Below are 18,911 nucleotides of genomic sequence, written 5' to 3'. Positions count from 1 at the left end.
GAAACGGGCATAGGCTGTTGTGATGCCTCACAGGCTGGGCCAACATGGATAGCACTGCATTCCGGTCGTGGGCCGGGATGCATTTAACAGGTGCTACACTCGCGTCGCTGATGTCATTGTGCCCGTGGAGAGTGGACTTTGATAGTGCCTGCACGTCGTCATTCGCTGAAGTAGATGAAAGAAACGACTGCCCGCTATTTGCGTTTCGAGCGCATTGTAGTATGTTGTAAATATACATTTATTATATTTTATATATTTTCTAAATGAGGTATTTATGAGCGAAGATCGTGTTCCTGGTCGTTGGCTATATGTCGATTCTATTCGCGGTATAGCGGCTTTGGCAGTGGTGTATTTTCACATTGCAGAAGTAGCTTACAAAAATAACTACACAAATAATGCGGTTGAGTATTTTTTGTTTAATATTTTTAGTGAATACTTTGATATCGGAAAAATTGCCGTTGTCATGTTCTTCGCTGTTTCCGGTTTTGTTATCCCATTTTCTCTTCTGAAGGCGAGTAAAGCGCCCTTGCGCAGCTTCGCATTTTCCCGATTTTTCAGGCTTTATCCCGCATATTGGGTGTCGATAGCCCTTGCCGTGGCAATCATTCCACTCGTGCGAGGAGATCTTTTTACGATAACCCAAATCCTCGCCAATGTAACGATGCTGCAGCAATTTCTGGGACAGCAAAATATTCTCGGTGTTTACTGGACGCTACAGATAGAAATCGTTTTTTATGTCGTCAGCGCAATGCTGTTTTATGTTAGACTCCTCCATAAGCCAGAGGGTGCGGTCGGCGCGGTGGTGTTCTTCCTGCTGTGCGCGGTTGCCATGGGTGCTGCGCGTTATGCTTCGGGCATCAAGTTACCGGTCGCTATTCCGCTTGGGCTTACTGTGATGTTTTGGGGTTTGTTGTGGCGTCACGGAGCCGTTGATCAGGCTGATGTGTATATGCGGCGGCTTATCATATTCACTTCCCTTCTTGTGGTCTTTACGGTGCCACTCGTCAGTTTTCTGAGCTATAATGTTGATATGGGCTTTGGTGAGACTTGGTATCGCTATACCATCGCCTATTATTCAGGAATGGCACTTTTTGCTCTGTTCACGACAAAACTTCGTATCACGCATCCGATATTTGTCTGGCTTGGCGCGATAAGCTATTCTGTCTATCTACTTGGGCCCGTAGCCCAGCCTGTCGTGGAATACATTCTTCCGTACAGACAACTGGCTCCCTATCCGGTTCATGTCATGATCGTATTGGCTTGGGTTCTAACGGTGGTCATGGCTTATTTGAGCTATAACTTCATTGAATTGCCGTCCCAGAAGTTCGGAAAGAAGTTGGCGTCCCGCCAGTCTGCTCATGAGGTGGTCTCATCGGCGTAAAATAGGCCGGGCATTGCCGCAGGTAACGGCAATGCCGACACACAGACCCTAAATCCGCTTCCCCGCCGCATCGAACAGATGGAAGTCCTTCGTCTGGGCGGCAATCCGCAGGTTCTCGCCGATGCCAAGCTGCGAGCGGCCGGGAACGCGGAAGACGATGGTGGTGCCGTCGGTGAAGGAGCCGTGCACGTAGCTTTCCGCGCCCACCAGTTCCACAGCGTCCACCCGCACGGTGCCAGTGAAAGCGGCATCGGCAGCTTCTGTTTCCGCGAGCGTGATGTCTTCCGGCCGGATGCCCAGTGTTGCGGTGGTTTGCGGCAGCGCGCCTGATCCATTCACCGACCACCCGGATGCGCCGTTAGCCGATGGGGTGCCGTAGGGCAGGAGGTTCATGGAGGGCGAACCGATGAAGGTGGCGACGAAGGTGGTGGCCGGTTTTTCGTAAAGCTCGATCGGAGTGCCGATCTGCTCGATGCGGCCGGCATTCAGCACCACGAGGCGGTCGGCCAGCGTCATGGCTTCCATCTGATCATGGGTTACGTAGACGCTGGTGGTGGCGAGAGAGCGTTGCAGGCGGCGGATTTCGACGCGCATCTGCACGCGCAGCTTGGCATCGAGGTTGGACAGCGGCTCATCGAACAGGAATGCGGCGGGCTTGCGCACGATGGCACGGCCCATTGCCACGCGCTGGCGCTGGCCACCCGAGAGCTGGCGCGGCCTGCGCTCCAGATATTGTTCGATTTCCAGCGCCTTGGCTGCCTCGGTGATACGCCGGTCGATCTCGTCCTTCGGCGTGTTGCGGTTCTTGAGGCCATAGGCGAGGTTCTGCCGCACTGTCATATGCGGGTATAGCGCGTAGTTCTGGAACACCATGGCAATATCACGGTCTGACGGTTCGAGATCGTTGACGACGCGGTCGCCGATGACGATCTCACCGCCCGATATGCTTTCCAGCCCGGCGATCATGCGCAGCAATGTCGATTTTCCGCAGCCAGAGGGGCCGACCAATACGATCATCTCGCCATCGGCTATATCCATCGATACGCCCTTGATGGCGTCGACATTGCCGCCGTAAACCTTGCGGACGTCTTTCAGCGCAATTTTTGCCATTACTTCTCGGTCTCCACCAAACCTTTGACGAACCAGCGCTGCATCAGCACCACAACGATAATCGGGGGGATGATGGCGAGGATCGCCGTCACCATCACATAATTCCAGGGCGTCGAAGCGTCGGTGAAATCCACCATGCGCTTGAGGCCGATGATGATCGTGTTCATCTTGGCATCGTTGGTCACGAGCAGCGGCCAGAGATACTGGGTCCAGCCATAGATGAACAGGATCACGAAGAGAGCGGCGATATTGGTTTTCGACAGCGGCAGCAGAATATCGCGCATGAAGCGGAACGGCCCTGCATTGTCGATACGAGCCGCCTCGACCATTTCGCCGGGAATGGTCAGGAAAAACTGCCGGAACAGGAACGTCGCCGTCGCGGACGCCATCAGCGGAAGCGTCAGTCCCGCATAGGTATCGATAAGCCCGAGGTCGACGATGACCTTGTATGTGGGCAGGATACGCACCTCGACCGGCAGCATGAGCGTGATGAAGATCATCCAGAAGAAGCCCATGCGGAAGGGAAAACGGAAAAACACGATTGCGAAAGCCGACAGGAAAGAAATGACGATCTTGCCGATGGCAATGGCGAGCGCCACCACGAAGCTGTTGAACAGCAGCCGTTCAAGGCTGACGCCGACCACTCTTTCGACGCCGCCGACCATGGCGTCTGTATAGTTTTCACCAAGATGGTCGCCGGGCAGCAGCGACATCGGTGGGCGAATGATGTCATTCGACGTCATGGATGACGCGATGAAGGTGTAGTAGATCGGGAAGGCCACGATGATGATGCCGAGAACCAGCATCAGATGGGCGATCACGCGGGCGACCGGGCGATTTTCAATCATCAGGAAATCCTCAGCCGTAGTGCACGCGCTTCTCGACGAAGCGGAACTGGAAGGCGGTCAACGCAATGACGATCACCATCAGGATGACGGATTGCGCGGCGGAAGAGCCGAGGTTCAGGTTAACGAAGCCATCATTGTAAACCTTGTAGACCAGTGTTTCCGTCGCCTTGGCAGGGCCGCCGCCAGTAACTGCGTGGATGATGCCGAACGTATCGAAGAAGGCATAGACGGTGTTGACGACCAGCAGGAAGAATGTTGTCGGCGCCAGCAGCGGGAAAACGATGGTCCAGAAGCGCCGCGAACCACGTGCGCCGTCAATGGAGGCCGCCTCCAGCAATGATTTCGGAATTGCCTGCAAGCCTGCGACAAAAAACAGGAAATTGTAGCTGATCTGCTTCCATGCGGCGGCTGCGACCACCAGCAGCATGGCCTGATTGCCGTTGAGCAGCGGGTCCCACATGATGCCGTTGCGGCGCAGGATATAGGAGAAGGTTCCCATGGCCGGATTGAACATGAACAGCCACAGCATGCCAGCGACGGCGGGTGCCACAGCATAGGGCATGATCATCATGGTGCGGTAAAAACCCTTGCCGCGCACCACGCGGTCTGCCGCCGTTGCCAGAAGCAATGCCAGCCCCATCGAGACGAGTGCGGTCAGGACGCTGAAAATAACCGTGACGTGCAACGCGTTCAGATAGCTTTCATCCGAAAGTACGGCGGAAAAATTGGCCAGCCCGACGAAATTGCTGTTCAGCCCGAAGGCATCCTCGCGCATGGTCGACTGGTAGAGCGCCTGACTTGCGGGCCAGAAGAAAAAGATCACCGTCAGGATGATCTGTGGCGCGACCAGCAGATAGGGCAGGATCTTGTTGGGGAATACGACGCTTTGCACGGCGATCTCCTGATGAAATGGGAATACCGCCCGCACCGGGTAAGGATGCGGGCGGGGGCAGGGATCGTTTAGTTGCCGGTTGCCTGCTTGATGGCCGCATCACCGCGCGTGACAATCTTGTCGAGTGCGGATTTCGCGTCCTGCTTGCCGGCCAGCATCGCCTCGAACTCTTCGTTCATGATGTCGCGGACCTGCGGCAGGTTCACGAGGCGCACGCCCTTGGAGTTTTCTGTCGGTGGCTTGCCCATCATCTGCAGAAGTGGCGTTTCGCGGCCGGGATTCTTGTCATAGAAGCCGGATTTCTTGGTTTCCTCATAGGCCGCGATCGTTACCGGCATGTATCCGGAGACCTGATGCAGACGAGACTGGATCTTGGTCTGGGAAAGGAAATGGAAGAACTCGGCCACACCTTTATATTCGGCATCGCTCTTGCCGCCGAAGACCCAGAGGCTCGCGCCGCCGGGAATGGTGTTCTGCGGACCATGACCCTCGTAATAGGGAAGCTGGCCGATACCGTAATTCATGCCGGTCTTGATGATATCGCCAAGGCCGCCGGAGGATTCGGTAAGGATGCCGCATTCGCCGGACATGAACAGCTGCTTGGCTTCCGAAGTGCGCCCGCCGTAACGGAAGGTGCCGTCTTTCGCGAGGTCGGCAATGGCCTGGAAGTGTTCGACGAAGAGCGGCGCGTTGACGGCAAGCTTCACATCGGTGCCGCCCAGCCCGTTTTCATTGCTGCCATAGGAGACGTTGTTCCATGCGGCAAAGTTTTCGGTCTGGATCCAGGTCAACCATGTTGAGGTGAAGCCGCATTGGGCAGCGCCGCTTGTCTTGATCTTCTTGGCAGATTCGAAAACTTCCGGCCAGGTCTTCGGCGGATTTGCCGGGTCAAGGCCTGCCTTCTGGAAGGTGTCCTTGTTGTAATACAGGATCGGTGAGGACGAATTATAGGGGAAGGACAGCATGGTGCCGTCAGGCTTGGAATAATAGGCGACGATGCCGGCCAGATATTCGTCCTTGTTGAAGGTGTAGCCACCTTCCTTCAGTACTTCCGCCACCGGTTTGATTGCACCGGCAGCACCCATCATCACGCCGGAACCGGCGTCGAAGACCTGAATGATCGCCGGCGGCTGCTTGGCGCGGAAGGCCGCAATGCCTGCATTCAGGGTTTCCGGATACGTGCCCTTGAAGACGGGCATGATCTTGTAGTTTGTCTGGCTATCGTTGAACTCTTTCGCGAGCGCGTCCACGACCTCGTTATTGGCGCCGGTCATGGCATGCCACCACTGAATTTCCGTCGCGGCGAACGCGTTCGATGTGACAAAAAACGAAAGCGCAGATGCCGCAGCAAGACGGTAGCTGAGTTTTTTCAAGGCGATTCCTCCCATTTTAAAAACAGTAAAAGATACAGCCCCTTATTGCAGCCTATCCTCCTCGATATAGCTGCGGGCGAGCTTTTCTGTATTAGCGGCCTGATTTAAAGCGAACTCTAATGAAAATGCAATAGACGGTGGAACGAAAAAAACGAAAGTGAACGAAACGGTTTTATTATTCCATTTTGGGTCCGCTTTGGTTTTTTCGTGTGCTTGCGGGCAAGGCTCGGGACGGGATACCGGAAGCGGTCTGCGGAGGCCATGTTCAAGAGGAACTTCTAACAAGGGGTATTGATATGTTATTACATTACGTATTAAGTCTCTCCAAGATTTGCTGCTTGAAAGTGCGGATGTGTTCGGAATGAAGCGGAAGAAGGCGGTTGCACCAGAAGACGTCTCGTCCGTCACCCCATCCACCGGAACGGTGCCTGTCACACTGCTTACCGGCTTTCTGGGGGCGGGCAAGACCACGCTTCTGAACGAGCTTTTGAGCGAACCGGAAATGCGTGGTGCCGCCGTCATCGTCAACGAATTCGGTTCGGTGCCCATCGATCACGGCTTGGTCCGCACCGGTTCGGAGCGTTATTTCAGGACCACGACCGGCTGCATCTGCTGCACCGCCACCAGCGATATCCGCACCTCGCTTTACGAGTTGCATCAGGCCTTTCTGGAAGGGGTGGTGCCGGAAATATTGCGTGTCGTCATCGAAACCACTGGCCTTGCCGATCCTGCGCCGATCATCAACAGCCTGATTCCCGGCAGTACGCCTGCCGCCGGCCTGCGCGACCATATCGTCGCCCGCCACTTTCATCTCTCCGGTGTCGTTACTGTTTTCGACATTACCTCCGGCCAGGCGATGCTCGACAGTTTCATCGAGGGCTGGAAACAGCTTGCCTTTGCCGATCACATTGTTTTGACCAAAACCGATCTCACTGACGGCGCGGAGATGGGCTGTGAGAGCCTCTCCGATCTCAATCCTGCCGCGCGTCTGCATGACCGCAATGCGCGCGACTTCAATCTGATGTCGCTGTTTTCGCCGGCGGATTATTCCTTGCGTAACAAGCCGGAAGACGTGACGGGCTGGCTTGCCGCCGACAGGCTGAGCCTGCATGCGGCGCACGGGCACGATATCAATCGTCATGGTGCGGGGGTCGAGGCGTTCGATTTGACGTTCGATGGGGCTTTCGATCCGCAGGCGATCGTTACCTTTCTCGAACTCGTCACCAGCAATGTGCATTCCGGTCTTCTGCGGCTCAAGGGAGTTTTCGGTGCGACGGATGATCCGGACCGTCCAGTGGTCGCCCATGCCGTGCAGCACCGGCTTTATCCGCTGAGCCGTCTGGAAAGCTGGCCGGATGGCAACCGTGCAACCCGTGTTGTCCTCATCGGCATGGATATGCCGCAGCAGCCGATCCGCGATCTTTTCGAGGCATTGGCCTCGCAGGCAGCAAGAAAGGTTTCCCGATGACGGCAAGAGCAAATCCGCTTGCACGCAGCGGCTCTGCTATAGTCTCTAAGGCCCGTCTTGTGAAACACTGGACGCGGGAGCTGCTTGCCCTCCGCGAAGACGAGATCGTTTCCGTCAACGAGATTGCCTGCGTACAGCCGGATTGCCCACCGAAGGAAACCGTAATCCTCGTTTTGTCCGCATCCGGCGAAACCCGGCAATTCTCAATTCACCAGGCGCTGCTGGATATAGAGCGTGATGATATCGTCAGATCCGTCGCCGCCAATCCGCCGTAAGGCCATCTGTATCGAACGCCATGGCGCTTGACGGCAGGTGTCGTCATCCGGCACTTCAGGAGCAGCGGGATTCGCTAAATGTGAAGGGTACGGAATGGCCGATCTGGCGGTATATGCGGGTTTGTTTCTGACGGCTTTTGTCGCGGCAACCATCCTGCCCATGCAGTCGGAGGCCGCACTTGCCGGCCTGATCCTTTTGAAGTCCCAGCCGGTCTGGCTGTTGGTTACTGTTGCCAGCGCCGGCAATGTCGCCGGATCCCTCGCCAACTGGCTGCTCGGCCGTGGCATCGAACGCTTCCGGCATCGGCGGTGGTTTCCTGTGGGGGAAGCCGCGCTGCAACGTGCCCAGAACTGGTACAGGCGTTACGGCAAGTGGTCGCTGCTGCTCAGCTGGGCGCCGCTGATCGGCGATCCGCTGACGGTTGCGGCCGGCATCATGAAGGAGCCGCTGCCGGTCTTTCTTTTGCTTGTTACCATTGCGAAGGTTGGGCGTTATCTTGTGCTGACGCTGGTGACGCTGAATTTTCTTTGAATTGCGTTGCCGATACCTTCTCCCCAGTGGGGAGAAGGCGAAAGAGGCATCCGCTCGTCAAAAAGGTTTGAGTTGAGAACCAATCAAGCCGCCTGCCTGTCCCAGCTGGCGAAGGGGTCGGGCAGGTGTCGCCATGCGTCCGGGGTGAAGGCATCTGTGTCGATCAGGCACGTATCGAGCTGCGCGCGGATGCGCGCTTCGCTCATGGGATCGGAACCGATGAAGACGATTTCCTGCCGGCGGTCGCCAAAGACCGGGTCGAGATAGGGCTTCATCATGTCGAGGAACTGCTGCTCGCGCGGCCATTGCTCGCTCGGCACGGCGGACCACCAAAGGCCCATCTTGCCGGTGCGCACCAGTGCGCCGGCCTGGCTTATCTCGCCGACATAAGCTGGCCGCGTGGCCAGCCAGAAGAAGCCTTTGGCGCGCACCACACCGGGCCAGGCGCGGTCGATAAAACGTTGGAACAGCACGGGATCGAACGGCTTCCTGGCGCGGTAAACGAAGGAGCGGATGCCATATTCCTCGGTCTCGGGAATGTGGTCCTTGAAACCGTGCAACTCCTTGAACCACAGCGGGTGTTCTTCGGCCTTGGCGAAATCGAAGCGGCCGGTGCCCAGCACCTCCTTCAGTTCCACCTTGCCGAAATCGGCCTCGATGAGTTTCGCATCCGGGTTCAGCCCGACGATGATCTTGCGGGCGGCGTCCCGCTCATCCGGCGTGGCAGTGCCGATCTTGTTGAGGACGACGACATCGGCAAATTCGATCTGCTCGACCAAGAGGTCTACGATGGTTCGGTTGTCACCTTCGCCCGCCGTCTCACCACGGTCGGCAAGAAAGTCAGAGGAACCGTAGTCGTTGAGAAGATTGGCGGCATCCACCACCGTCACCATCGTGTCCAGATGCGCGACATCGGAAAGGCTGCGACCGTTTTCATCGCGAAAATCGAAAGTGGCGGCCACCGGCAGCGGCTCGGCAATGCCGGTGGATTCGATCAGCAGATAATCGAACCGGCCCTGCTCGGCGAGCGCGCGTACCTCATTCAGAAGGTCGTCGCGCAGCGTGCAACAGATGCAGCCATTGGTCATTTCCACAAGCTGTTCCTCGGTGCGCGAAAGATTGGCGCCGCCATCTCGCACAAGTGCCGCATCGATATTGATCTCGCTCATGTCGTTAACGATCAACGCGACCCGCAGACCGTCGCGGTTGGCGAGAATATGGTTGAGAAGCGTTGTTTTTCCGGCACCAAGAAAGCCGGAGAGGACAGTGACGGGAAGTTTTTTCGACATGCGGGCCTCGTTTTATTAGCGGTGGTAGCGTGGGAGTCATCGTCGTCACGACTTGCGGTAGAGAACGACGGGGCTAGTGGTCACATCGCTTGTTGCTTGTAACGTAATAACATTACATAAGCGCAGCGTGTCAACTGGCTTTAGAAAAATTGCTTGCCGGATGCTTCCTTCGGCTTGTCCCGGGAATCCAGAACCTGGCACGACCATACCCCCGAGGTGATCCTGGAGGTTTTGTCCAATGTGAGATGGAACCTACCTTTCCGATAGTTAACGTTATTTCATTACATATTCGTTTGACGAATGTAATAACATTACATATGAGAGGGTCATCAAATGACATCATGCCCCGGAGGGATCGATGAACGATCCGTGCCTTGCCTTTAAAAATCTGACACTCGGATATGCCGGCCGCGCGGCGGTGCATCATCTGGATGGCGATATTGCCAAAGGGTCGCTCACGGCGGTGATCGGCGCCAATGGGTCGGGAAAATCGACGCTGATGAAGGGCATCGCCGGCATTTTGAAGCCACTTGGCGGTGAATGCCGGGTTACTCCAGGCGTTTCCGTCGCCTATCTACCGCAGCAGTCTGAACTCGACCGTTCCTTTCCGGCACAGGTGCGCGATCTGGTCGCGCTTGGTCTCTGGCCCAAACGCGGCCTGCTCGCTCGCCATCGCCAGTCGGACCGGGCGGCCATGGCCCATGTGCTGGAAGCGGTCGGACTTTCTGGCTTTGAAAAACGCAATATCGATTCACTCTCCGGCGGCCAGATGCAGCGCGCCCTTTTTGCCCGCGCCATGTTGCAGGATGCGCAGCTGATTTTGCTGGATGAGCCCTTCAACGCTGTCGATGAGCGCACCGTCGCCGACCTCATGGTGCTGATCAAAGCATGGGTTGCCGAGGGGCGCACGGTTCTGGCCGTTCTTCATGACTACGAGCTGGTGCGTCAGCATTTTCCGCAAACGCTTCTGCTTGCCAGACGGTTGGTGGGCTTTGGCCCGACACGGGAGGTTTTAAGGCCCGAAATGATGCAGCAGGCACGACGGTTTCACGAGGCATGGGACGGCGACGCCCCATGGTGCGAACCCGCAGCAGCGACGGTGAACGCCGACCTGGCGGAAAAGCCGCAGGATTTCCCCAAACACTCGCAGGCGCATTCGCATATCCATGTCTGATTTCTTCATCGAGCCATTCATCCAGTATGTCTTCATGCAGCGTGCGCTTGCCGGTGCCTTGATCCTTGCTGTCAGTTGCGGGCCGGTCGGGGTGTTTCTGATGCTGCGCCGCATGAGTCTGACGGGTGATGCCATGTCGCACGCCATTTTGCCGGGGGCGGCGGTGGGCTTTCTGTTTTACGGGTTGGAGATTTTGCCGATGACCATCGGCGGGCTGGTCGTCGGTCTTCTGGTGGCACTGGGTGCCGGTGCGGTTTCGCGCTTCACGATCCAGAAGGAGGATGCCTCGCTTGCAGCCTTTTACCTCATTTCTCTGGCGCTCGGCGTGCTGCTCGTCTCCTGGCGCGGCTCCAGTGTCGATCTCATGCATGTGCTTTTCGGCACGGTGCTGGCACTGAACAATGAAGCGCTCGGCCTGATCGGCGGTATCTGCGTCGTAACGCTGACGGTGATGATGGTTTTCTGGCGCGCGCTGCTGGCGGAATGCCTCGATCCCCTGTTTCTGCGCTCGGTCAGCAACTGGGGGAGCCCCGTGCACTTCCTCTTCCTCGCCATCGTCGTCCTCAATCTGGTCGGCGGGTTTCAGGCGCTCGGAACCCTGCTTTCGGTTGGCCTGATGATGCTGCCCGCTGCCGCCAGCCGCTTCTGGTCCAATCGCGTCGCGCCAATGTGCTTCATCTCGATCGGCATCGGCATGGTCTCGTGTTTTGCAGGCCTGCTTCTGTCCTATCACGCGTCGCTGCCATCAGGTCCGGCGATCATCCTGTCCGCAGGCGTCATCTATGTCCTGTCCATCGTCGTCGGCACACGCGGTGTGCTTCGCGATCTTCTCGGTTCCGGTCGTCACAGAACGGCCTGAAACAGCGTTTGAAAAAAGGAGAACCCTTCATGTTCCAAACCCTACGTCTTGCTACCTGCGTAAGCCTTCTCTCCCTTTCCCCGGTCCTGATGGCGCAGGCTTCTGCGGCTGAACTCAAGGTCGTGGCCAGCTTCTCGATCATTGCCGACTTCGCGAAGAATGTCGGCGGCAACCGCGTCGAAATCACCACGATCGTCGGACCTGACGGCGACGCGCATGTCTACGAGCCGCGCCCGGCCGATGCCGTTGCCGTCAGCAAGGCGGATGTTGTGCTGGTGAACGGCCTTGCATTTGAAGGCTTCCTGAAGCGGCTGATCGATACCAGCGGCACAAAGGCGCCGGTCGTGGAGCTGACCAAGGGCGTGAAACCCCTCAGGATTTCCGACGAGCCAGCCGGTCACGCACATCCGGAAGCCGAGGAAGAGGCGGGTCACGACCACGAGGCAGAGGAAGCGCATGACCATGAGGGACACAATCACGGTGAATTCGATCCGCATGCCTGGCAGTCAATCAAGAATGCGGAAATATACGTGAAGAACATCGCTGGCGCATTTTGCGAGGTCGACAAGGCCGGTTGCGCAACTTACACCGCCAATTCACAGGCCTATATCGCCAAGCTCGCGGCTTTGAACGAGAAGGTGAAGACCGAGATCGCCGCCATTCCGCCGGAAAAACGCAACATCATCACCTCACATGATGCCTTCGGTTATTTCGAGCATGCCTATGGTCTCGAATTCCTGGCGCCGGAAGGTATCTCGACAGATTCCGAAGCGTCTGCCGCCGACGTCGCCAAGCTGGTGGATCAGATCAAGCACGACAAGGCCTCGGCGATCTTCGTCGAAAACATCACCGACAAGCGGTTGATGGACCAGATTGCCAAGGAAACCGGCCTGAAAGTTGGCGGAACGCTTTATTCCGACGCGCTCTCGACAGCCGACGGCCCGGCCGCAACCTATATCGATATGGTCAACCACAACATCGATACCATCAAGGCGGCCGTGCTTAGCCAGTAAGAAAACAAAACGGGCGAGGGTGGCACCAGCCACCCTCAGACACCTGACTAACGTATCCCCACACTCGATGTCATCCTCGGGCCCGTTCCGGGGATCCAGTCACGTATCGTAAAATCAATAGCTGGCAGATGCTCGCGATAGGCCCGAGCACGACGGAGGAGAAGTTTTTTCCTTCTGTCCTAGGCCCCACGGTCGATTGTGCCGTCTCTTAAATTTTGCCCAGCCGGTAAGCGTTCTCCAGCGTTACCAACGCCCAAATCTCTAATTTCCTTCTATTTTTTCCCGAATACGCGTTTCAACAGGGATGTGATCTCCCTGTTTTAGGCTGCTTGCGTTCCCCGTTGACAATCGATCGACCGTTTGAAATGGTAAGATGTCAGACCAATTCAAAGGGTAAGTCTTGGATAGATCCAGCCGCGAACTGATGCAGCCTATTCCACCCAGCGACCGTGTGCGCCAGGTCGAGGCGGCACTCTCCGATTACGTCGAGAGGGCGGGACTGAAGGCTGGAGATCGGTTGCCGGCCGAGCGAGAGCTGATGGTGGCACTGGGTGTCGGCCGTTCCACCATTCGCGAGGTCATCCGTAAGTTTCAGGCGCTGGGCGTTATCGACAGCCGCAAGGGCAGCGGCAATTATCTGCTTAAGCCGATTTCCGCCGCAACCGTGCATATGCCTATCTCCATCGATGCCGAAAGCCTGCGCGATGCGTTGTTGATGACGTTGGAAGTCCGGCGTGGCATCGAGGTTGAGGCCTCGATGGCTGCGGCGCGCCGGCGCACGGTGGAGGATATCGCCACGATGGAAGCGCGGCTCGATGAGATGGAGCGGGTGCATCTGGCTGAAGGCACGTCCGGCAAGGCCGACCTTGCCTTCCACCTCTCCATCTATGACGCCACGCATAATTCGCTGTTCAAGCAGCTGCTCGAGCAGATGCGCGAAGGTTTCGAACGTTTCTGGCTGAAGCCTTTCGACCGGCCGGACTTTGCAAGCCGCTCCTTCCCCTTTCACCGCACGCTGTTCAACGCCATCGCCGCCGGCGATGCGGAGACCGCCCGTGAAGAAACACTGAAAATCCTCGCTGTCGTCGAGGAGGATATCAAGGACATGTCGAAATGAACCAAGGCAACGATCTCTTCGATCCCGCCTCTCTGATCGTCGCCCATGACGAGACCCACGCTTTCGAAGCTGTGGTCCCGCCGCTTGTGCAGACTTCGCTTTTCACCTTTTCCAGCTACGACGAAATGGTTTCAACCTATCGCGGCGAAAAGGTGCGGCCGGTCTATACGCGAGGGCTCAACCCGACCGTCAGGATGTTTGAGGAAATGCTGGCAAAGCTTGAGGGCGCGGAAGATGCGCTTGGCTTCGCCAGCGGCATGTCGGCCATTTCCTCCACCGTTCTCTCCTTCGTTTCGCCGGGTGACCGCATCGTCGCGGTGCGCCATGTCTATCCCGATGCGTTTCGCCTGTTTGGCACCTTCATGAAGCGCATGAATGTCGAGGTGGTCTATGTCGACGGCCGCGACGAGGCGGCGGTTGAAAAGGCTATGCCCGGCGCGAAGCTCTTCTACATGGAAAGCCCGACCAGCTGGGTGATGGAGGCCCATGATGTCGGTGCGCTCGCCGCGATCGGCAAGCGCCATGGCGCCGTCACCGTCATCGATAATTCCTGGGCAAGCCCTGTCTTCCAGCAGCCGATCTCGCTCGGTGTCGATCTCGTCGTGCATTCGGCGTCGAAATATCTCGGCGGGCACAGCGATGTGGTCTCCGGCGTGGTTGCCGGTTCAAAGGCAATGATCGACCGCATTCGTGCAGAGACCTATCCCTATCTCGGTGGCAAGATGTCGCCCTTCGATGCGTGGCTGCTCATCCGCGGCTTGCGCACCCTGCCGCTGCGCATGAGGGCGCATCAGGCATCGGCGTTGGATATTGCCAGCCGCCTGCAGGCGCTCGATGTGGTGGAAAAGGTTTGCCATCCGGGATTGGCGAACCGCCTGCCGCCCGGCCTCAACGGTACGTCTGGCCTGTTTTCCTTCATTTTCAAGGAAGGGGTGGATGTGCGCGCTTTTGCCGACCGCCTCAAACTTTTCAAACTGGGTGTTTCCTGGGGTGGGCATGAAAGCCTGATCGTCCCGGGTGAAGTGGTGCTTGAACAGAAGGCGCAGCCAAACTCCGCCCACACGTTCGGCATCAGCGCGCGTTCCGTGCGCCTGCATGTCGGACTGGAGGGCACAGAAGCGCTCTGGAACGATCTCGAACCCGCGATCAAGGCGGCCTCGGCCGTCTGACGCGTCTCAAAACTGACGACAAAAAGGGGAGAACGACATGAAAAAACTGGTAGCAGCAGCAATCTTTACCGCCCTGATGACCGGAACGGCGCTGGCGGATACGACCTTGAAACTGGTCGAGGTCATTACAAGTCCCGAACGGACGGAAACGCTGAAGGGCATCGTCTCGAAGTTCGAAAGCGCCAATCCCGGCACCAAGGTGGAGATCATCTCGCTGCCCTGGAGCGAGGCCTTCCAGAAATTCGCCACGATGGTCTCCGCCGGCGATGTGCCTGATGTCATGGAAATGCCTGACACCTGGCTTTCGCTTTATGCCAATAACGGCATGCTCGAAAGTCTCGAACCCTACCTCGCCAAATGGGAATACACCAAGGGTCTGAGTGAACGCACGCTGGAACTCGGCCGTGATGTGAAGAACACGGCCTATATGCTTCCCTACGGCTTTTATCTCCGGGCCATGTTCTACAACAAGAAACTGCTGGAACAGGCTGGCGTGAAGGAGCCGCCGAAGACGCTCGACGAATTCGCCGATGCCTCCAAGAAGGTTGCAGCACTTCCCGGCAAATACGGTTATTGCCTGCGTGGCGGGCCGGGCGGACTTAACGGCTGGGTCATGTTCGGCGCGTCCATGGCGGGATCGAACGAGTTCTTCACCAAGGACGGCACCTCCACCTTCGACAGCCCTGGCTGGGTGAAAGGCCTGACCTATGTGATCGATCTCTACAAGAACGGGTTGGCACCGAAAGACAGCGTCAACTGGGGCTTCAACGAGATCGTCGCGGGCTTTTATTCCGGCACCTGCGCCTTCCTCGATCAGGATCCGGACGCCCTTATCGCCATTGCCCAGCGCATGAAGCCGGAAGATTTCGGCGTCATGACCATGCCGAAGGGACCTGACGGCAAGACCTTCCCGACCATCGGTTTCGCCGGCTGGTCGATCATGTCGGCATCCGCCAACAAGGACCTCTCCTGGAAACTGGTCGAGACGCTGGAAGGGCCGGAAGGCAATATCGAGTGGAACAAGAAGACGGGTGCGCTGCCGGTGCACAAGTCGGCGGAGAAGGACCCCTTCTACGCCAGCGAGCAGTTCAAGGGCTGGTTCGACGAACTGGCGGACAAGAACGCCGTGCCGACGAAGATGCCGACCTATCTTGAGGAATTCGCATTCTTCAAGGATTCACTGGTTATCAAGACATCGCAGGAAGCGCTTCTTGGTGATATCTCACCGGAAGACCTCGCCAAGCAATGGGCTGACTACATGACGAAGGCGCAGCAGAAGTTCCTCGCCTCCAAATAAACCACACGGTTGGCCGCGCGAGGTTTGAACCCGCGCGGCCTTTCTTGCGGGCTGTCCCAAACGGCAGGCCCCATTTCAAAACGTGCGGACCGGCTGGCCAGAAGCGTTAGAAAAACCTGTCCGCCCCGCCGTCCGATCAGGAGCGATCAATCATGTCCTATGCCCATGGCGCCGGACCCGTGGCCGCGCGCAACCGCGCCGGCAAGCCGGCAATGCAGCGTTTTGCCGACTGGGCCGAACCCTGGCTCTATAGTGCGCCGGTTCTCGTGCTCATTGTTGCCGTCATGCTGGTGCCGCTGGTGCTCGGCCTGTCCTATGCGTTTCGCGACGTGCAGCTGCTCAATCCTTTTTCCGGCGGTTTCGTTGGCTTGAAACATCTGGAGGCACTGTCGCAGGATGCGGCCTTTTACCGGGCGCTGAAAAATACGCTGTGGTGGACGGGGGCTTCGGTATTCCTGCAGTTTTTCTTTGGTCTCATTCTGGCGCTGCTGCTGGACAAGCCGTTCGCGGGCAGGGGGCTGGCCCAGGCGCTGGTGTTTCTTCCATGGGCCGTGCCAACCTTTCTTGCCGGTCTCAACTGGGCGTGGCTGTTCAATCCGGTCATAGGACCGCTGCCGCACTGGATGGTCTCGCTCGGGCTTCTCTCCGCGCCCAACAATATTCTTGCCGATCCGCAGCTTGCCATGTGGGGGCCGATCATCGCCAATGTCTGGTGGGGCATTCCTTTCTTCGCCATCACATTGCTTGCCGCACTTCAGGCGATCCCGCGTGATCTTTACGAGGCCGCTTCCATCGATGGGGCAAACCCGTTGCAGCGCTTCACCTCCATCACCCTCCCATTTCTCGCACCCACCATCGCCATCACCGTTTTGCTGCGCACCGTCTGGATCGCCAATTTTGCCGATCTCATCATCGTCATGACCAATGGCGGACCGGCAGACCGCACCCAGATCGTTGCGAGCTACATCTTTACGCAGGCCTTCCGGCGGCTCGATTTCGGTTATGCCTCGGCCATCGCGCTGGTACTTCTGGTGCTGCTTCTGGCCTATTCCATGCTCATCGTGCTCCTGCGCCAACGCCTTATCGAGAAGGACTGACCGATGACATCAAGGATATTCCTCACCCTTGCCCATCGCCTGGCGATCCTCGCCTATATCGTCTTTGCGCTGTTTCCGCTGTTCTGGCTGCTCAAGGTCTCGGTCACGCCGAATGACCTGCTTTATAGCGAAGGCGTGCGAATGTGGCCGTCGCACGCGACGCTCGATCATTATCGATATGTCATAGAAAACAGCGCCTTCCCGACATTTTTTAAGAACAGCGTCATCGTTGCCGGCTCCACGGCACTTGCCGTTACGGTACTCTCGTCACTGTCCGGTTATGCGCTGTCGCGGTTCCGCTTCAAGGGCAAATACTGGATCGTGGCGCTGATGCTGATTACCCAGATGTTTCCGCTGGTCATGCTGGTCGCGCCGATCTTCAAGATGCTGTCGCCGCTCGGCCTCACCAACAGCCTGACGGGTCTCGTCATCGTCTACACCGCCTTCAACGTGCCGTTTGCCACTTTCCTCATGCAGTCATTCTTCGACGGTATTCCGAAGGATCTGGAAGAGGCGGCGATGATCGACGGGGCAAGCCGCTTCACGGCATTCCGCCAGATCATCCTGCCGCTGACATTGCCGGGCATCGCTGCGACGCTGGGCTTCGTCTTCACCGCCGCGTGGAGCGAGTTGCTGTTTGCGCTGATGCTGATTTCGGGCAACCAGAGCGCCACATTCCCGGTCGGGCTGTTGACCTTCGTTTCAAAATTTTCCGTCGATTTCGGGCAGATGATGGCGGCGGGTGTGCTGGCGCTCATTCCGGCCTGTCTCTTCTTCCTGCTCATTCAACGTTATCTCGTGCAGGGCCTGACGGCCGGCGCGGTGAAAGGATAATCCCATGGCTTCCATCGAGCTGAAGAATGTCGGCAAGACCTATGGCGACCTTGCGGTCCTGCACGGGGTCGATCTGAAGATCGAGGACGGTGAATTCATCGTCCTCGTCGGCCCATCCGGCTGCGGGAAATCGACACTGCTGCGAATGATTGCCGGTCTGGAGGAGATTTCAGCAGGCGAATTGACCATCGACGGTGAGCGCGTCAATGATCGCAAGCCCAAGGACCGGGATATCGCCATGGTGTTCCAGTCCTATGCGCTTTATCCGCATATGAGCGTCGCCGACAATATGAGCTACAGCCTGCGCCTGCGCCGCAGCACCAAGGAAACAATCGCGGCGGCCGTGGCCGGTGCTTCGGCGAAACTCGGTCTCGATCCCTATCTGGCACGCCGTCCGAAGGCGCTTTCCGGCGGCCAGCGCCAGCGCGTCGCCATGGGCCGGGCCATCGTGCGCCAGCCTAAGGCATTTCTGTTCGATGAGCCACTCTCCAACCTCGATGCACGGCTTCGCGAGCAGATGCGGGCCGAAATCAAGCGCATGCATGCTGATCTCGGCGCTACCTCGGTTTATGTCACCCATGACCAGATTGAGGCGATGACGCTAGCATCCCGTATCGTCGCGATGAATGCCGGCCATGTGCAGCAGATCGGCGCACCGCTCGATCTCTACGATCGCCCAGCCAATCTGTTCGTCGCTGGTTTTATCGGTTCGCCGGGCATGAATTTTCTGGAAGGACGGCTCGGGCGGGAGAATGGCGGTAGTTTCGTCGTGCTCGGCGATGGCACACGCCTCGAACTCGGCCGCGACGTGAAGCTTGCCGATGGTGAGCCGGTCACACTCGGTATCCGGCCGGAACATGTCACCGTCTCGCCTGCGGATGGTGCTGTCGAGGCGACCGTCGATCTCGTCGAGCCGACGGGTCTCGGCATCATCCTGCACCTGACCGTGCATGGATTGCCCTTCAAGCTGTTCTCGTCTGATCGGGCGCTGTTGCAGCCGGGCAAGTCCCTGCGGGTCGGTTTCCCGCAGGAACGGCTTCATGTTTTTGATCGAAACGGTGTCAGGATCGACGAGGCCTGAACTTAAGGCGTCATATCGCGATGCCCTTGTCATCGAACCTGTGGATTTTGGCATCATCTGGTGTGATGAAGACGGTATCGCCGTGTTTGCATTCGAATTCAC

General features: G+C 57.6%; 18 protein-coding genes. 13 read left to right on the top strand and 5 right to left on the bottom strand.

Annotation, left to right across the window (positions count from 1 at the left end; genetic code table 11):
* Nucleotides 1–274: 274 nt before the first annotated feature.
* Nucleotides 275–1,381: an acyltransferase family protein gene (locus FB593_RS25660; RefSeq protein WP_111802559.1), complete on the top strand. Its 1,107-nt coding sequence runs from the start codon at nt 275–277 to the stop codon at nt 1,379–1,381.
* Nucleotides 1,382–1,429: 48 nt separating this feature from the next.
* On the opposite strand, the gene FB593_RS25655 is transcribed toward FB593_RS25660, so the two are convergent.
* The 4 genes from FB593_RS25655 to ugpB form a co-directional block, all read right to left on the bottom strand.
* Nucleotides 1,430–2,491, bottom strand: coding sequence for a sn-glycerol-3-phosphate import ATP-binding protein UgpC (locus tag FB593_RS25655; protein ID WP_080850041.1), 1,062 nt, complete (start codon nt 2,489–2,491; stop codon nt 1,430–1,432).
* Nucleotides 2,491–3,339 (bottom strand): sn-glycerol-3-phosphate ABC transporter permease UgpE, encoded by an 849-nt coding sequence (gene ugpE / locus FB593_RS25650; protein ID WP_003510648.1) that lies wholly within the window; start codon nt 3,337–3,339, stop codon nt 2,491–2,493. Before ugpE ends, FB593_RS25655 begins: the two co-directional genes overlap by 1 nt.
* A 10-nt stretch (nt 3,340–3,349) precedes the next feature.
* Nucleotides 3,350–4,231 carry a sn-glycerol-3-phosphate ABC transporter permease UgpA gene (gene ugpA / locus FB593_RS25645; protein ID WP_003510646.1) on the bottom strand — a complete coding sequence of 294 codons (882 nt, stop codon included), beginning with the start codon at nt 4,229–4,231 and terminating at the stop codon, nt 3,350–3,352.
* 68 nt (nt 4,232–4,299) lie between these two features.
* Nucleotides 4,300–5,610 carry a sn-glycerol-3-phosphate ABC transporter substrate-binding protein UgpB gene (ugpB, locus tag FB593_RS25640; protein WP_186447986.1) on the bottom strand — a complete coding sequence of 437 codons (1,311 nt, stop codon included), beginning with the start codon at nt 5,608–5,610 and terminating at the stop codon, nt 4,300–4,302.
* A gap of 355 nt (nt 5,611–5,965) precedes the next feature.
* Between ugpB and FB593_RS25635 the strand changes: the two genes are divergently transcribed.
* The 3 genes from FB593_RS25635 (at nt 5,966) to FB593_RS25625 (ending at nt 7,879) form a co-directional block, all read left to right on the top strand.
* Nucleotides 5,966–7,072, top strand: a complete 1,107-nt coding sequence (locus tag FB593_RS25635) for a CobW family GTP-binding protein (protein ID WP_186447984.1) — start codon at nt 5,966–5,968, stop codon at nt 7,070–7,072.
* Complete coding sequence (locus FB593_RS25630; RefSeq protein ID WP_013761449.1) at nt 7,069–7,347, top strand: hypothetical protein; 279 nt, start codon at nt 7,069–7,071, stop codon at nt 7,345–7,347. Before FB593_RS25635 ends, FB593_RS25630 begins: the two co-directional genes overlap by 4 nt.
* Nucleotides 7,348–7,441: 94 nt before the next feature.
* Nucleotides 7,442–7,879: a YqaA family protein gene (locus tag FB593_RS25625; RefSeq protein WP_003510639.1), complete on the top strand. Its 438-nt coding sequence runs from the start codon at nt 7,442–7,444 to the stop codon at nt 7,877–7,879.
* 83 nt (nt 7,880–7,962) lie between these two features.
* Here the strand turns inward: FB593_RS25625 and zigA are convergent, their stop codons facing one another.
* Entirely contained in the window at nt 7,963–9,168 is a 1,206-nt protein-coding gene (gene zigA / locus FB593_RS25620) for a zinc metallochaperone GTPase ZigA (protein ID WP_111802557.1), read from the bottom strand.
* 358 nt (nt 9,169–9,526) lie between these two features.
* Between zigA and aztA the strand changes: the two genes are divergently transcribed.
* The 9 genes from aztA to FB593_RS25575 all read left to right on the top strand — a co-directional run bounded on the left by aztA (nt 9,527) and on the right by FB593_RS25575 (nt 18,809).
* Nucleotides 9,527–10,342, top strand: coding sequence for a zinc ABC transporter ATP-binding protein AztA (aztA, locus tag FB593_RS25615; RefSeq protein ID WP_025595908.1), 816 nt, complete (start codon nt 9,527–9,529; stop codon nt 10,340–10,342).
* The gene (gene aztB, locus FB593_RS25610; RefSeq protein WP_003510628.1) at nt 10,335–11,201 is read left to right on the top strand and encodes a zinc ABC transporter permease AztB; all 867 of its coding nucleotides are present in this window, start codon (nt 10,335–10,337) and stop codon (nt 11,199–11,201) included. The genes aztA and aztB overlap by 8 nt, the downstream gene beginning before the upstream one ends.
* Nucleotides 11,202–11,230: 29 nt before the next feature.
* Nucleotides 11,231–12,214 carry a zinc ABC transporter substrate-binding protein AztC gene (aztC, locus tag FB593_RS25605; RefSeq protein ID WP_145167310.1) on the top strand — a complete coding sequence of 328 codons (984 nt, stop codon included), beginning with the start codon at nt 11,231–11,233 and terminating at the stop codon, nt 12,212–12,214.
* Nucleotides 12,215–12,638: 424 nt separating this feature from the next.
* On the top strand, nt 12,639–13,331 hold the full coding sequence (locus FB593_RS25600) for a FadR/GntR family transcriptional regulator (protein WP_003510624.1): 693 nt from the start codon (nt 12,639–12,641) through the stop codon (nt 13,329–13,331).
* The gene (locus FB593_RS25595; protein ID WP_003510623.1) at nt 13,328–14,500 is read left to right on the top strand and encodes a PLP-dependent transferase; all 1,173 of its coding nucleotides are present in this window, start codon (nt 13,328–13,330) and stop codon (nt 14,498–14,500) included. Before FB593_RS25600 ends, FB593_RS25595 begins: the two co-directional genes overlap by 4 nt.
* A 37-nt stretch (nt 14,501–14,537) precedes the next feature.
* Nucleotides 14,538–15,797, top strand: coding sequence for an ABC transporter substrate-binding protein (locus FB593_RS25590; protein ID WP_019564577.1), 1,260 nt, complete (start codon nt 14,538–14,540; stop codon nt 15,795–15,797).
* 152 nt (nt 15,798–15,949) lie between these two features.
* Nucleotides 15,950–16,894 carry a carbohydrate ABC transporter permease gene (locus FB593_RS25585; protein ID WP_003510618.1) on the top strand — a complete coding sequence of 315 codons (945 nt, stop codon included), beginning with the start codon at nt 15,950–15,952 and terminating at the stop codon, nt 16,892–16,894.
* 3 nt (nt 16,895–16,897) lie between these two features.
* Nucleotides 16,898–17,728: a carbohydrate ABC transporter permease gene (locus tag FB593_RS25580; protein WP_003510396.1), complete on the top strand. Its 831-nt coding sequence runs from the start codon at nt 16,898–16,900 to the stop codon at nt 17,726–17,728.
* A gap of 4 nt (nt 17,729–17,732) precedes the next feature.
* A complete protein-coding gene (locus FB593_RS25575; RefSeq protein WP_003510617.1) occupies nt 17,733–18,809 on the top strand; it encodes an ABC transporter ATP-binding protein in 1,077 nt (358 codons plus the stop codon).
* Nucleotides 18,810–18,911: the final 102 nt, after the last annotated feature.

The sequence above is a fragment of the Rhizobium sp. SJZ105 genome (assembly GCF_007828365.1).
Classification (GTDB): domain Bacteria; phylum Pseudomonadota; class Alphaproteobacteria; order Rhizobiales; family Rhizobiaceae; genus Agrobacterium; species Agrobacterium tumefaciens.
This window is presented reverse-complemented; position numbering and strand designations above follow the sequence as displayed.

Excerpts from the sequence above, each read along its gene's own strand:
- FB593_RS25660 (WP_111802559.1), top strand. The coding sequence starts at position 275 with ATGAGCGAAGATCGTGTTCCTGGTCGTTGGCTATATGTCGATTCTATT.
- FB593_RS25655 (WP_080850041.1), bottom strand. The coding sequence starts at position 2,491 with ATGGCAAAAATTGCGCTGAAAGACGTCCGCAAGGTTTACGGCGGCAAT.
- ugpE (WP_003510648.1), bottom strand. The coding sequence starts at position 3,339 with ATGATTGAAAATCGCCCGGTCGCCCGCGTGATCGCCCATCTGATGCTG.
- FB593_RS25635 (WP_186447984.1), top strand. The coding sequence starts at position 5,966 with ATGAAGCGGAAGAAGGCGGTTGCACCAGAAGACGTCTCGTCCGTCACC.
- FB593_RS25630 (WP_013761449.1), top strand. The coding sequence starts at position 7,069 with ATGACGGCAAGAGCAAATCCGCTTGCACGCAGCGGCTCTGCTATAGTC.
- FB593_RS25625 (WP_003510639.1), top strand. The coding sequence starts at position 7,442 with ATGGCCGATCTGGCGGTATATGCGGGTTTGTTTCTGACGGCTTTTGTC.
- zigA (WP_111802557.1), bottom strand. The coding sequence starts at position 9,168 with ATGTCGAAAAAACTTCCCGTCACTGTCCTCTCCGGCTTTCTTGGTGCC.
- aztA (WP_025595908.1), top strand. The coding sequence starts at position 9,527 with ATGAACGATCCGTGCCTTGCCTTTAAAAATCTGACACTCGGATATGCC.
- aztB (WP_003510628.1), top strand. The coding sequence starts at position 10,335 with ATGTCTGATTTCTTCATCGAGCCATTCATCCAGTATGTCTTCATGCAG.
- aztC (WP_145167310.1), top strand. The coding sequence starts at position 11,231 with ATGTTCCAAACCCTACGTCTTGCTACCTGCGTAAGCCTTCTCTCCCTT.
- FB593_RS25600 (WP_003510624.1), top strand. The coding sequence starts at position 12,639 with ATGCAGCCTATTCCACCCAGCGACCGTGTGCGCCAGGTCGAGGCGGCA.
- FB593_RS25595 (WP_003510623.1), top strand. The coding sequence starts at position 13,328 with ATGAACCAAGGCAACGATCTCTTCGATCCCGCCTCTCTGATCGTCGCC.
- FB593_RS25590 (WP_019564577.1), top strand. The coding sequence starts at position 14,538 with ATGAAAAAACTGGTAGCAGCAGCAATCTTTACCGCCCTGATGACCGGA.
- FB593_RS25585 (WP_003510618.1), top strand. The coding sequence starts at position 15,950 with ATGTCCTATGCCCATGGCGCCGGACCCGTGGCCGCGCGCAACCGCGCC.
- FB593_RS25580 (WP_003510396.1), top strand. The coding sequence starts at position 16,898 with ATGACATCAAGGATATTCCTCACCCTTGCCCATCGCCTGGCGATCCTC.
- FB593_RS25575 (WP_003510617.1), top strand. The coding sequence starts at position 17,733 with ATGGCTTCCATCGAGCTGAAGAATGTCGGCAAGACCTATGGCGACCTT.